Below are 13,175 nucleotides of genomic sequence, written 5' to 3' on the forward strand. Positions count from 1 at the left end.
AATCACTCAGCGCTACCGCCCAATCAAAAACCTCCGAATGCCCACCGTCTCTCCGATGCGTCTCCGCCGCTCCCGCCGCGTCCCGAGCGCCTCAGCAGCGCCGGTGAAGGGGTATTTACGGATTGGGCCCGGGACCTGCAACCCCCATTTTGAAAAAACTTCACATTTCTCGGCAGAAACTTACCAATCTTAATGAAAACAACATGTTAGCTTAAAAAATCCCGTCAACAACGGTCTTCTCCATTCCTGGAAACACGGCAAGGAATGGCCATTCAGCGGAATCGTACCCAATGCTTGGTATGCGCCCGAGAGTCGGGCCAACAAAAACGCCGCCCGAGTCTCCTCGGGCGGCGCTATTCCTGCGATCAACGCGGAATTACTTCAGGTCGAAGCGGTCCGCATTCATCACCTTGTTCCAGGCCGAGACAAAGTCGCAGACGAATTTGCCCTCGGCACCGGCCTGACCATAGACCTCGGCCAGCGCCCTCAGTTGCGAGTTCGAGCCGAAGACCAGATCAACGCGGGTGCCGGTCCACTTGACCTCACCGCTGGCACGGTCGCGGCCTTCATAGACGCCTTTGCCCGACGGCTTCCATTCCGTGCTCATATCCAGAATGTTGGTGAAGAAGTCATTGCTGAGCGTTCCCACGCGAGCGGTGAACACACCATGCTTGCTGTCGCCGAAATTGGCACCCAGCACACGCAGCCCCCCGACAAGCACCGTCATCTCGGGCGCGGACAGGTTCAGCAATTGCGCGCGGTCGACCAGCAGTTCTTCGGGCGAGACGGTGTAGTCGGCCTTCTGGTAGTTGCGGAACCCGTCTGCGATGGGCTCCATCACTGAGAAGCTGTCCACATCCGTCTGTTCCTGCGTCGCGTCGGTGCGGCCCGGGGCGAACGGAACCTCGACATCCTGACCGCCAGCTTTTGCCGCCTGTTCGACACCAACAGCACCGGCCAGAACGATGATATCCGCCAGCGAAACTTTCTTGCCACCGGATTGCGCACCGTTGAACGCCGCCTGAACGCCTTCCAGCGCCTCCAGCGCCTTGGACAGTTTCATCGGCTCATTGACGTCCCAGTCTTTCTGCGGCGCAAGGCGGATACGGGCCCCATTGGCACCGCCGCGCTTGTCCGACCCACGGAAGGTCGAGGCCGAGGCCCATGCGGTCGAGACCAGTTCGGACACCGACAGACCAGTTGCCGCAATCTTGGCTTTCAGGTCGGCCACATCCGCATCGTCAATCAGGTCGTGATCCACAGCGGGAACGTTGTCCTGCCACAACAGCTCTTCGGTCGGGGCTTCCGGGCCGATATAGGCAGACCGCGGACCCATATCGCGGTGGGTCAGCTTGAACCAGGCGCGGGCGAAGGCATCGGCGAACTGGTCGGGGTTTTCATGGAAGCGTTTCGAGATCGGGCCATAGATCGGGTCCATGCGCATCGCCATGTCGGCGGTGGTCATCATGGTCTTGACCTTTTTCGACGGATCATGCGCCGCCGGGGCCATGTCTTCCTCTTTCACGCCAACCGGTTCCCAGATCCACGCGCCCGAGGGGCTTTTGGTCAGGTTCCAGTCATAGCCGAACAGCAGGTCGAAATAGCCATTGTCCCATTTGATCGGGTTCGCGGTCCACGCGCCCTCGATACCGCTGGTGGTGGTGTCGTCACCCTTGCCTGAACCGAACTTGTTGATCCAGCCAAAGCCCATGTCCTCGATCGGGGCGGCTTCGGGATCTGGGCCAACCAGATCGGGGTCACCCGCGCCATGCGCCTTACCAAAGGTATGACCACCCGCGACCAGAGCGACGGTTTCCTCGTCATTCATCGCCATCCGGCCAAAGGTGTCGCGGATATCGCGGCCTGATGCCAGAATGTTCGGCTCGCCATCCGGGCCTTCGGGGTTCACGTAGATCAGGCCCATCTGCACAGCGGCCAGCGGGTTTTCCAGATCACGTTCGCCCGAATAACGGCTGTTGGGGTTGTCGGTCGGGGCGAGCCATTCGGTCTCGGACCCCCAATAGATGTCTTCCTCGGGCGCCCAAATGTCTTCGCGGCCACCGGCGAAACCAAAAGTCTTGCCGCCCATCGATTCAATGGCGCAGTTGCCCGCCAGAATCATCAGGTCGGCCCAGGAGATCTGGTTGCCGTATTTCTGCTTGATCGGCCACAGCAGACGGCGCGCCTTGTCCAGGTTGCCGTTATCCGGCCAGCTGTTCAGCGGCGCAAAGCGCTGGTTCCCGGTCGAGGCCCCGCCACGGCCATCCGCCGTGCGGTACGTCCCGGCGCTGTGCCACGCCATACGGATGAACAGACCACCGTAATGGCCATAATCCGCAGGCCACCAATCCTGCGAATCTGTCATCAGCGCATAGAGGTCTTCTTTCAACGCCTTCATATCCAGCTTCTGGAACTCTTCGGCATAGTTGAAATCCGCACCCAACGGGTTTGACGCGGGCGCGTGCTGATGCAGGATCGACAGGTTCAACTGGTTTGGCCACCAGTCCCGGTTCGACCGGGTCCCCGCGCCATGCATCACAGGGCATCCACCTGTTTTGGGGTTATCACTTCCGTCCATATCGATCTCCAATCCTGGCTCAGGTCTTGCGGCTTAGCGCGGTCAAAATTTACGCGACAAGATCACAGTAAGATGTCGCCGATGTCGTTTTCAATTTCCTGTCTTGGAAAACAGAACCTTGCGACACCGTGCACCTCAATCTCTGCCATCTCGCGTCGCGCCCGGTATAGCAAAACCGCGCCATGAGAATAAGTTTTGTTTTTGGATTGTTGTGATAGCTTTTTCCTATGGTGAGCCGCAGCTCGCCAGGGTTCCAACTTGACCTGGTTGTGAGCCAGCCACAGTTACCTAGTGTCAATAGTTGAAATGCTGATTGAATTTTCCCGTAAGTCGGGCACAGTCGGACCCATTCCCTTGCGTCGTTTGCCCGGACCTTCTGGTCCATTTGGCGCAATCAATTGATAAAGGCACATAAATGGAATTTGACTACGTCATTGTAGGCGGCGGATCCGCAGGCTCGGTCTTGGCCAATCGCCTCAGCGAGGATCCCGACACAACGGTCTGCCTGCTTGAGGCCGGGGGAAAAGGGGACCATATCGGCATCCGTATGCCCGCCGCAATTGTCGCGTCTTTGCCGGGGCGTCCAAAGATCAGCAACTGGGCGTTTGAAACAGTTCCGCAACCCGGTCTGAATGGCCGCAAAGGGTACCAGCCGCGCGGCAAGGCCCTGGGCGGATCCAGCGCAATTAACGCGATGCTTTATATCCGGGGCCAAAAGCAGGATTATGACGGCTGGGCCGCGCAAGGCTGCACCGGCTGGGATTGGGACAGCGTCCTGCCCTATTTCAAGCGGGCCGAGAACAACGAACAGGGCGCGGATGAGATGCACGGGGACAGCGGCCCGCTGCAGGTATCACATCAGAAAGAGCCGCGCCCCGTCACACATGCCTTTTTGGAAGCCGCCGAACAACTGCAACATCGACGCATTCAGGACTTCAACCGCGGCGACAATGAAGGCGTCGGACTGTATCAGGTGACGCAGTTTCACGACCCCGCCAGGAATGGCGAGAGGTGTTCCGCCGCAGCCGCCTATGTCCATCCTGTCATGGACCGCGCGAATCTGACCGTGATCACTCACGCTCATGCCAAAGAACTGACCTTACAGAACAAACGCGCGACCGGAGTGATCTACAAGAAAAAAGCCAAGGGCGCTGACCACTCGGTCTCGGCCAAACGCGAGGTCATTCTGTGCGCCGGTGCACTGCAGTCGCCACAGCTGTTGCAACTGTCCGGCATCGGTGCGGCGGACGAGCTGCGCCAGCACGGGATACCTGTCCGGCACGACCTGCCAGGTGTCGGCAAGAACCTGCAGGACCATCTGGATTTCATCCTGACCTATCGCAGCAAGGACACCGACAATTTCGGCATCGGCCTGATCGGCGCCGCCCGCCTTCTGGGTCACATATGGCGCTGGCGCAAAACCGGAGTGTCCATGGCTGCTACCCCTTTTGCCGAAGGCGCGGGTTTCCTGAAAACCTCAGCCGATCTGGACCGCCCCGATATCCAATTGCATTTCGCCATCGCCATGGTCGACGATCACGCCAGAAAGCTGCATTACGGCTATGGCTACAGCTGCCATGTCTGCAAACTGCGCCCCGAAAGCCGCGGCACTGTCGGCCTGCACAGCGCCGAACCCTTTGCCGCCCCCGCCATCGACCCAAACTTTTTGTCTGACGATCGCGATCTTGAGACGCTGATCAAGGGTGCTCGCATGATGCGTCAGATCATGGACGCCCCCGCACTGGCCAAATTCCGGCACTCCGAAATGTTCGGAACCGAAACAGCCAAAACGGATGCGGATTGGGAACGCCATATTCGCGACCGCGCCGATACGATCTACCACCCGGTCGGCACTTGCAAAATGGGCGTGGACGATATGGCCGTGGTCGACCCCCAACTGCGTGTGCACGGGGTTCAAGGGTTGCGCGTTGTCGATGCCTCGATCATGCCGACGCTGGTATCCGGCAACACCAATGCGCCAACCATTATGATTGCCGAAAAAGCGGCCGACATGATCAAGGCCGCTCAGTAAGCGTTCATCAGCGCCTCTAGCCCGACCCGGTAATTGGGGTACAGCAACCGCACCCCAAGTTCATCCTTGATGCGATTGTTCCGCACGCGCTTGTTTTCATTGTAGAAACTGCGGGCCATCGGGGTCAGGTCCGCCTCTTCGTACGGAACCGCAGGCGGCAGGGGCAGACCCTGAAGCTCGGCGGCATAGCCGATCACGTCCTGAGGGGGCACCGGCTCGTCATCGCAGACATTGTAGACCGCGCCGGGATTGGGCGCGGCGATCGACGCCGCCAGAACCTGCGCGATGTCATCCACATGGATCCGCGAAAACACCTGCCCCGGTTTGATGATCCGCCGCAACCCGCCGCGTTTGAGCTTGGAAAACGGTCCGCGTCCGGGGCCGTAGATTCCGGCCAGGCGAAAGATGTGAACGGGCATGCCGGGAATGGCCGACCACTGCTGCTCAGCCTGCAATCGCCACCGGCCCCGTTTTGCAGTTGGGGCAGGCGGCGTGGCTTCGTCCACCCAATCGCCCTGATGATCCCCATAGATTGCGGTGGTCGACAGATAACCGACCCATTCGAACTGTCCCGCCCGCGCTGCGATCTCGTCGCCCAGCGCCTGCAGAACCGGATCGCCCTCCTCGCTTGGCGCGGTCGAGATCAACATATGCGTGACCCCATCCAGATCCGGCACCTCACCGGGCCAGACCATCGGTTCTGCGCCCGACGCCCGAATTGCATCGGCACCGGCCTCATCCCGTGTCGTGCCGATCACGCGCCACCCGTCCGCCGCCAGCCTGCGCGACAGCGCCTGCGCCGAATACCCATGTCCAAAGGAAAAAAGCGTCTGTGTCATACCCCCTAGATGATCCGAGCCGGTCCGGGATGCAAGCGCCGCATAGACGCACTTGATTCGAATCCCCTCATGCGCCTTTCTTTTGGGTATGAGCCAGAAAACACCCGACCTGCACACCGCCTATGCGCTGACCTCGCCCGAGGACAACAAGCGCCTTTATGCCGAATGGGCGGGCGATTATGATGATAGCTTCGCCGCGCGTGAGGATTATCAACTTCACATCCACACCGCCCGCGCTTTTGTCAGTGCCTTCGGACAAGGCCCGGTGCTGGATGTGGGCGCAGGAACAGGCCTCTGCGGTGCGATTCTGGCCGGGTTGGGCGTCGGCCCCATCGATGCCACGGATATCAGCGCCGAAATGCTGGACCAGGCCATGCGTAAGGACATTTATCGCGACGCCATCGAAGCCGACCTGAACCACGGTATCCCGGTGCCGCGCCACAGCTATTCCGGCATCGTATCCTCAGGCACCTTCACCCACGGCCACCTTGGCCCCGAGGTACTGCCCGCCCTATTGCGCGTCGCCCGCCCGGGTGCCCAGTTTGCGCTCTCGATCAATGCCAGACATTTCGAAAAACTGGGGTTCGCCGACGCGCTGCACCAGCTCGCACACGACCGCATCCGCAACCTGACCCTGCCCGAGGTCCGCATCTACGGCGACCTCGCCGCCGGCCCCAACAAAGACGACACCGCGTTCATCGCGTTGTTCGAGCGCAGCTGATCCGCCCTTCATCTGGCCAAAAATATCCCGGGGGAGTCGCGGCGTGCCGCGACGGGGGCAGAGCCCCCTATCGCCCTTTCCAAACCGGATCGCGCTTTTCGGCAAAGGCGCGCGCGCCTTCCAGATTGTCCTCGGATCCATACAGCACATCCACGCTGGCCAATTGCCGCCTGGTGATCCGATTCATCACGTCCTGAAACTTGGCATCCTCGGCTTCGCGCACAATCTCCTTGATCGCCGCATAAACAAGGGGTGGGCCGCTGGCCAGCAACCGGGCAAGTTCCCACGCGCGGTCCATCAACTGATCTGCGGGCACGACCTCATTGACCAGCCCCCAACGATGGGCCTCTTCCGGGTCGAACCAACGCCCTGTCAGCAGCAGTTCCATCGCGATGTGATAGGGAATGCGTTTGGGCAGCTTGACACTGGCCGCATCAGCCACAGTGCCCGAGCGGATCTCGGGCAGGGCAAAGCTGGCGTTTTCCGAGGCGATGATCATGTCGGCGCTCAGCGCCAGTTCCAGACCGCCGCCGCAGGCAATGCCATTGACTGCCGCAATCACCGGCTTGTTCATATCGCGCAGTTCCTGCAACCCGCCGAAACCGCCAACGCCGTAATCGCCATCCACCGCATCACCGTCGGCTGCGGCCTTCAGATCCCAGCCAGGGCAAAAGAACTTCTCGCCGCCCCCGGTCAGGATCGCAACACGCAGTTCCGGATCGTCCCGAAAGTCGCGAAACACCTCGCCCATGATGCGGCTGGTGGCCAGATCGATCGCGTTGGCCTTGGGCCGGTCCAGAATGACTTCGAGAATGGCACCGTCGCGACGGGTTTTGATCGGACTCATGAACTTGCCTTTCGGATCAGCGCATCGACTGCAACCGCGCCCTCGGCGGTGCAGATCAGCGGGTTAATCTCAACTTCTTCAACTGTCGCGGCATTGGCAATGACATAGTTCTGAACGGCCTCGACCGCGTCCAGAATCGCGTCCATATTGGCAGGCGGTTTGCCCCGGTACCCGGCCAGCAGCGGCGCGCAGGCCAGTTTGCCCAGCGCCTGCTCAACCGTCGCGCGCGGGGACGGGATCAAAACCGAAACCGTATCGCGCAGAATCTCGGTCAGCACCCCTCCGGCTCCCATGGTCAGCACATAGCCATGCGCCGGGTCTCGTGTGACCCCGATCAATAGCTCGGCTACCCCGCCTGTCGCCATTTCCTCGATCAACACCGTCTGGGTGCCAATCGACTTCGCGGTCTTGGCTAGATCGCAGGACAAAACCCCAAGACGCACCGCGTCATGTTCCGACTTATGCGCCAGCCCGACGCCCTTCACTGCAAAGGGGCCAACCAGTTCACCGGCCACGCACCCCACGTCCTCAACTGCAACCACCCGGTTGCGAGGGATGGGCAAGCCAAACGCGGCCAAAGCCGACTTGGCCTCAGCCTCGGTCAGCACATAATCAGCAGCTGCATCCGCAGGCAACAGCACCGGCTCTGACAGTTCCGGCAACGGTCGCGCCGCCGCTTCGACAGAGGACAGCGCCTCATGAAGGCCCGAGAACGGAACAACCCCACCTTCCAACAGACGCTGCGCAACATGTTCGGGCATCAACTCGGGCAGGGTCGCGGTCACTGCAAAAGGTCGCCCGGTCTGCGCCACACAGTTCAGCGCTGCCTGTGTCGCGCACGCCCAATCCGTCGGATCCGTATGCGGATAATCGACAATCGCCATGGTCAGCGCCTTATCCGGCCCGGTCATCCCGGACCACGCACGCGTCATCGCATCCGTGTCCCGCCAGATATAAGTGTGGTAATCCAACGGGTTGGCCAGCGCCACCATCGGGCCAAGTGCGGCGCGCAGATCCGTGCGCTGCTGGTCCGTCAACGGTGGGAAATGCAGGTCACGCCCTTCGGCCATATCTGCCGCCAAACTCGCCTCGCCGCCTGAACAACTGATCGAGGCCAGCCCGTTGCCGTCCAAACGCCCGGTAACATGCAGCAGTTTGAGGCATTCCAGAAAGCTCGGGATATCGTCCAGCCGGGCAATCCCCAGACGATCCAGGAAAGCCTGCGCCCCGGCATCCCCACCCGCCAGCGACGCCGTATGCGAAATCGTGGCCGCCTGCGCGTGGTCCGAGCGGCCCATTTTCAGCGCGACAACAGGAACATCCCGGTCGCGCGCTTTTCGCGCCAAGGCTTCCCATTTCCGCAAATCGCCGAAGCCCTCGATATGAACGCCAATCGCGGTGATCCGGTCATCGTCCAAAAGGGCCGAGGCCACATCCGCCTGATGCGTCTGCGCCTGATTCCCGCAGGTCAGCATGAACGCCAAAGGCAGGGCCCGGCGCTGCATCGTCATGTTGATCGAAATGTTCGAGCTTTGGGTCAGGATCGCCACCCCACGATCCACAGGGCGCATTCCGTGCTGATCCGGCCAGACTGCCGCGCGCTCCAACCCGTTGACGAACCCATAGCAGTTGGGTCCGAGGATCGGCATGTCCCCCGCTGCCGCAACCAGCTGCGCCTGCAAATCAGCGCCCTGATCATCCTCGGCCCGCGCCTCGGTAAAGCCGGACGCAAAGCACACAGCGCCACCTGCCCCCGCCGAGGACAAAGCCGCAACGGCCGAAATCGTCGCGTGCCGGTTGATACCGATAAAGGCCACATCCGGCGAGTTGGGCAGGTCTTCGATGGTGGCAAAGGCGGGCAAACCCGCCACTTGCTGCGCCTTGGGGTGAACCGGCCAGATATCCCCTGAGAACCCGAACTTTCGGGCCTGATTGATCACTTCCGCGCACCAGGCCCCGCCGCCGATCACGGCCATGGATGAGGGGTTTAAGACACGCCCGAGTGGCCTCATGCGCCCAGCGCCCTCAGCAGGTCCCGGCTGATGATATGGCGCTGGATCTCGCTGGTGCCGTCCCAGATGCGCTCGACCCGTGCATCGCGCCAGAACCGTTCCAGCGGATAGTCATCCATCAGACCCATACCGCCGTGTACCTGTATTGCGGCGTCCGTTACCCGCGCCAGCATCTCGGATGCGTAAAGCTTGGCCGACGCAATCTCGCGATTCGCGGGCAGCCCTTTATCCAGCCGATCCGCCGCCGCCAGCGTCAGCAGGTCCGCCGCATCGATTTCGGTGATCATGTCGGCGATCTGGAAGGACACGCCCTGAAACTTGCCGATCTTCTGGCCGAACTGTTCGCGCGTCGCCGCGTAATCCAGCGCATAGTCAAAGGCCCGGCGCGCGCGTCCAACGGACATGGCGGCCACGGTAATGCGCGTGGCGTAGAGCCAGGTGTTCATCACCTCGAACCCGCCATCGACCTCGCCCAGAACCTGTGCGTCGGGCAGACGGCAATCGTCGAAATCCAGAACCATGTTCTTGTAGCCGCGATGGCTGACCGACTTGTATCCATCCCTGATCGTGAACCCCGGCGTGCCGCGATCCACCAGAAACGCGGTGATCCGCTTTTTCGGCCCTTTGGGCGTCTGATCCTCACCCGTCGCGATGAAGACGATGATGAAATCCGCGTGTTCGGCCCCCGAGATGAAGTGTTTGGCGCCATTGACCACCCAGTCCCCGCCATCGCGCACGGCGGCGCATTTCATGCCCCGCACATCCGAGCCTGCACCGGGTTCGGTCATCGCCAGCGCATCCATCCGCTCACCGCGAACGGCGGGCATCAGGTAACGCTCGACCTGCTCGCCTTCGCAGGCCATCAGGATGTTCTGCGGACGTCCGAAGAAATGGTTCAACGCCATCGAACCGCGCCCCAGTTCACGTTCAACAAGCGCAAATTCCAGATGGTTCAGACCGGCGCATCCGACGCTTTCGGGAAAGTTGCAGGCGTAAAAGCCCAACTCGATGGTCTTGCGCTTGATTTCTTCTGCAATCTCATGCGGGACTTCGCCGGTGCGTTCGACCAGCTCTTCATGCGGGTAAATCTCGTTCTCGACAAAGCTGCGCACGGTCGAGGCGATCATCTCCTGTTCGTCGGACAGGCCATATTGCATCTGAATTCTCCACATCTGGTCGTGCGCGTATCGTGACCGGGGTTGAGAAACACCTCGTGCGGGAATAGACGTTTATCATGCAGAAATGGACTAAATCCCCCTCTGCACCGCAGCAAATCGGTGTGCTTCTGTTCGAGGGATTCTCGAACCATTGTCTGGCCAACACGGTCGAGCCGTTGCGGGCCGCCAATACGCTGTCGGGGCGCAATCTGTATCAGTGGCGGTTTCTGTCGCTGACCTCGGGGCCAGTAACCTCATCCTCGGGCCTGCAGGTGGCACCTCATGGCCCGTTGCAAACCGCCAACGGCGACACCCTGATGGTGATGCCGTCTTATGGGTTTCGCACCCATGGCAACTGGCAGACGCAGGCTGGGCTGCGATCTGCGGCCGAACGCTATGGCACGCTGGCCGGGCTGGACACCGGAAGCTGGCTGTTGGCCTTGGCGGGCCTGCTGGACGGTCACCGCGCGACGATTCATTGGGAGGAGCTGACAGGCTTCACCGAACGGTTTCCCGACATCGACACTGTGCGCGAGCGATACGTGATCGACCGCAACCGCATCACCTGTTCCGGCGCGATGGCCGCCTTTGATCTGGTTCTGCACCTGATCGGCCGGGATCAGGGGCAGGCACTGGCGCTGGAAGTGGCGCAATTGTTCATGACCCGCGATTCCGCCCGGTCGCATGAGGGCGGCGCGGGTGCGACCAGCGGCTATGTCAACAAGGCTTTGGCGCTGATGCAGGAACATCTGGAACGCCCGATGCCGATCTCCGAAATTGCCAGCCGGGTGGGTCGGTCGCAAAAGGCGCTTTCGGTGCGGATGCAGGCCGAGTTGGGGGCCGGGCCCGCGCAGGTCTATCGGCGTCTGCGGCTGAACCTTGCCCGCAAGCTGGTGGCCGAGACGGATTTGACCATAGGTGAGATCGCCCTGCGCGCCGGGTATGACGACCCCAGCGCGCTGACACGGGCATTCAAGGCCGAGTTCACCATCACCCCCCGCGCGCTGCGTCTGTCGCAGACACGGGGGTAAGTTCGGTTATCCAAACATCCGCTTTTTCCGGGCCCGCGTGTCGGCGGTTGCTTCGGGGGATCCGTCATGGAACGTCCCGAACCAACGATCCCACGGCATTTCCTGATTGCCATAGTTACATTCGTAGTAGCGGTGGTGCAGCTGGTGATAAAACGTGCCCAGCGCCAGACGTTTTTTGTCTTTGATCAGCAACTCTTCATAGCCCGTATGGCTCATCGCGGCTCCGGCGCCCTGAAACACGATGTGGAAATACAGATGAATGGGGTGCGAGGGCACGATCCAGTGGATGCAGAGCGTCGTCAGGTAAAAGAAATGCTCGACCGGGTGCATCGACAGGCCGGACCATGGGCCGATATTGACGTTCCGGTGATGCAGGCTGTGGACCTTCTTATACAGAAACGGCTGATGCAACAGCCGGTGCACCCAATAGAAATGAAAGGCCGACCACATGGGGATCAGGATCAGCCACAGCACAAACCAGACCGGGTTTTGGGCGAAGGTGATGACCGGCACATATCCGTTGGCCATCAGCCACATCGTCACCACCTGAAACCCGGTCAATTGCAATACGCCTGACCCCAGAGACCAGAACATGTTGTCCTTGACCTGATCGCTGAAGCTCCACAGCGCGTTGTTTCTGCCCTGCTCCCGACGTTCGAACTTCAGCTTTTTGCCCTGCGACTTGCGGATATAGAAATACCAGTGCAGCCCGCCAGCCACCGCAAAGATCATCGCGAAGTTCACCAGCCAGATCTGAATTATCCAACCAAAGGCAAATGTTTGCGCGGTCTCAAGCGACGGATAAAAGAACGCCCACAGCGCGACCGCGAGGGCCAGCATCAATACCCGCTCGCTGAGCGTCAGCCAGTTTCTGGCCACCCAGCCCAGCAGGAAGGCCGGGCGCGGCGGCCACTGGAAAATGGATGGGTTCCGAAGCGGCAAATCCGGGTGATAGTTCCACTCCTTGCTCATGTCCTGCATCGGTGCGTTGTCCGACATGTCAGCTTTCCTTTGTCGCGCTGGTTTTCACACCCGGTCCTGCCGCCAGCGGGGATCGGGTTGGGCGGGCTGACGCCTTGATCAGGTTGCGTAGTCCGAGCCTTCGGCGTCCAGAACCGCTTTGATCTCGCGCAGATGCGCCTCGGCCTGACCGGGATAGTCATCCAGTTCCTGCGCGGTCTTTTCGGCGATCTCATCGGACAGTACGCGCAACGGCTGGCCGGTTTGCAGCGCGCGGATATAGGTTTCGGCAGCGCGTTCGAAATAAAACAGCCGGTTGAACGTGTCCGCAGGGTCGCTGCCGATGATCAGAACACCGTGGTTGCCCATGATCATGACCTTTTTCTTCGGGTCCGACAGCATCGAGGCGCAGCGTTCCCCTTCGCTGTCAAACGCCAGCCCGCCGAATTCCTCGTCAATGACATAGCGGTTGTAGAACGTGGCGGTGTTCTGATCGATCGGTGGCAGATTGCTGTCGGCCAGCGAGGCCAGAACCGTGGCAAAGATCGAATGCACATGCATCACGCAGCGGGCATGGGCGCAATGGCGGTGGATCGAGCCGTGCAGGCCCCAGGCGGTCGGGTCCGGCGCGCCGGGCAGGCTCATCACCTTGGGGTCATTGGCATCCAGCAACAACAGGTCCGAGGCGCGGATTCGGCTGAAATGCATCTGATTGGGGTTCATCAGGAACTGCGTGCCGTCGTCATTCACCGCCAGGCTGAAATGGTTGGCCACGGCCTCGTGCATGTTCAGACGCTCGGTCCAGCGGAAAGTTGCGGCCATATCGACACGCTCGGACCAGTGGTCGATATTGGGGCGAAGATTGGCGACACTCATGGAAACGCTCCTTTGGCGGCTGATCTTGGCAAAGCCTGCCTTGCGCCGGGGTGTTTGACCAACAAATAATTTTCCCCCGTTCCATTAGTAGAACTTATGCCAGAGTTATGTTGGTTCGATTC

General features: G+C 60.8%; 10 protein-coding genes. 3 read left to right on the forward strand and 7 right to left on the reverse strand.

What is annotated here, in order from left to right:
• Positions 1-376: 376 nt before the first annotated feature.
• Entirely contained in the window at positions 377-2,578 is a 2,202-nt protein-coding gene (gene katG / locus ACR0MO_RS09420; protein ID WP_480890912.1) for a catalase/peroxidase HPI, read from the reverse strand.
• Between the two features lie 415 nt (positions 2,579-2,993).
• On the opposite strand from katG, the gene ACR0MO_RS09425 reads away from it, so the two are divergent.
• A complete protein-coding gene (locus tag ACR0MO_RS09425) occupies positions 2,994-4,610 on the forward strand; it encodes a GMC family oxidoreductase (protein ID WP_480890914.1) in 1,617 nt (538 codons plus the stop codon).
• Here the strand turns inward: ACR0MO_RS09425 and ACR0MO_RS09430 are convergent.
• A complete protein-coding gene (locus tag ACR0MO_RS09430) occupies positions 4,604-5,449 on the reverse strand; it encodes an SDR family oxidoreductase (protein WP_480890917.1) in 846 nt (281 codons plus the stop codon). The genes ACR0MO_RS09425 and ACR0MO_RS09430 overlap by 7 nt on opposite strands.
• Positions 5,450-5,537: 88 nt before the next feature.
• Between ACR0MO_RS09430 and ACR0MO_RS09435 the strand changes: the two genes are divergently transcribed.
• On the forward strand, positions 5,538-6,170 hold the full coding sequence (locus ACR0MO_RS09435; RefSeq protein WP_170631698.1) for a class I SAM-dependent methyltransferase: 633 nt from the start codon (positions 5,538-5,540) through the stop codon (positions 6,168-6,170).
• 67 nt (positions 6,171-6,237) lie between these two features.
• Here the strand turns inward: ACR0MO_RS09435 and ACR0MO_RS09440 are convergent, their stop codons facing one another.
• From ACR0MO_RS09440 to ACR0MO_RS09450, 3 genes are read right to left on the reverse strand one after another with little or no spacing between them, the layout of a single operon-like run.
• The gene (locus ACR0MO_RS09440) at positions 6,238-7,017 is read right to left on the reverse strand and encodes a carnitinyl-CoA dehydratase (protein WP_170453271.1); all 780 of its coding nucleotides are present in this window, start codon (positions 7,015-7,017) and stop codon (positions 6,238-6,240) included.
• On the reverse strand, positions 7,014-9,029 hold the full coding sequence (locus ACR0MO_RS09445) for an acetate--CoA ligase family protein (protein WP_170453272.1): 2,016 nt from the start codon (positions 9,027-9,029) through the stop codon (positions 7,014-7,016). Before ACR0MO_RS09445 ends, ACR0MO_RS09440 begins: the two co-directional genes overlap by 4 nt.
• Positions 9,026-10,186 carry an acyl-CoA dehydrogenase family protein gene (locus tag ACR0MO_RS09450; protein WP_170453682.1) on the reverse strand — a complete coding sequence of 387 codons (1,161 nt, stop codon included), beginning with the start codon at positions 10,184-10,186 and terminating at the stop codon, positions 9,026-9,028. Before ACR0MO_RS09450 ends, ACR0MO_RS09445 begins: the two co-directional genes overlap by 4 nt.
• 77 nt (positions 10,187-10,263) lie before the next feature.
• Between ACR0MO_RS09450 and ACR0MO_RS09455 the strand changes: the two genes are divergently transcribed.
• Positions 10,264-11,217, forward strand: coding sequence for a GlxA family transcriptional regulator (locus ACR0MO_RS09455; protein WP_170520774.1), 954 nt, complete (start codon positions 10,264-10,266; stop codon positions 11,215-11,217).
• A gap of 6 nt (positions 11,218-11,223) precedes the next feature.
• Here the strand turns inward: ACR0MO_RS09455 and ACR0MO_RS09460 are convergent, their stop codons facing one another.
• Both ACR0MO_RS09460 and ACR0MO_RS09465 read right to left on the reverse strand, forming a co-directional pair.
• Positions 11,224-12,216, reverse strand: coding sequence for a sterol desaturase family protein (locus tag ACR0MO_RS09460; RefSeq protein ID WP_170520776.1), 993 nt, complete (start codon positions 12,214-12,216; stop codon positions 11,224-11,226).
• An 81-nt stretch (positions 12,217-12,297) separates the two neighbouring features.
• Positions 12,298-13,053: a class II aldolase and adducin N-terminal domain-containing protein gene (locus ACR0MO_RS09465; RefSeq protein ID WP_170453275.1), complete on the reverse strand. Its 756-nt coding sequence runs from the start codon at positions 13,051-13,053 to the stop codon at positions 12,298-12,300.
• Between the last annotated feature and the right edge of the window lie 122 nt (positions 13,054-13,175).

This window comes from Ruegeria sp. K5 (assembly GCF_056531805.1).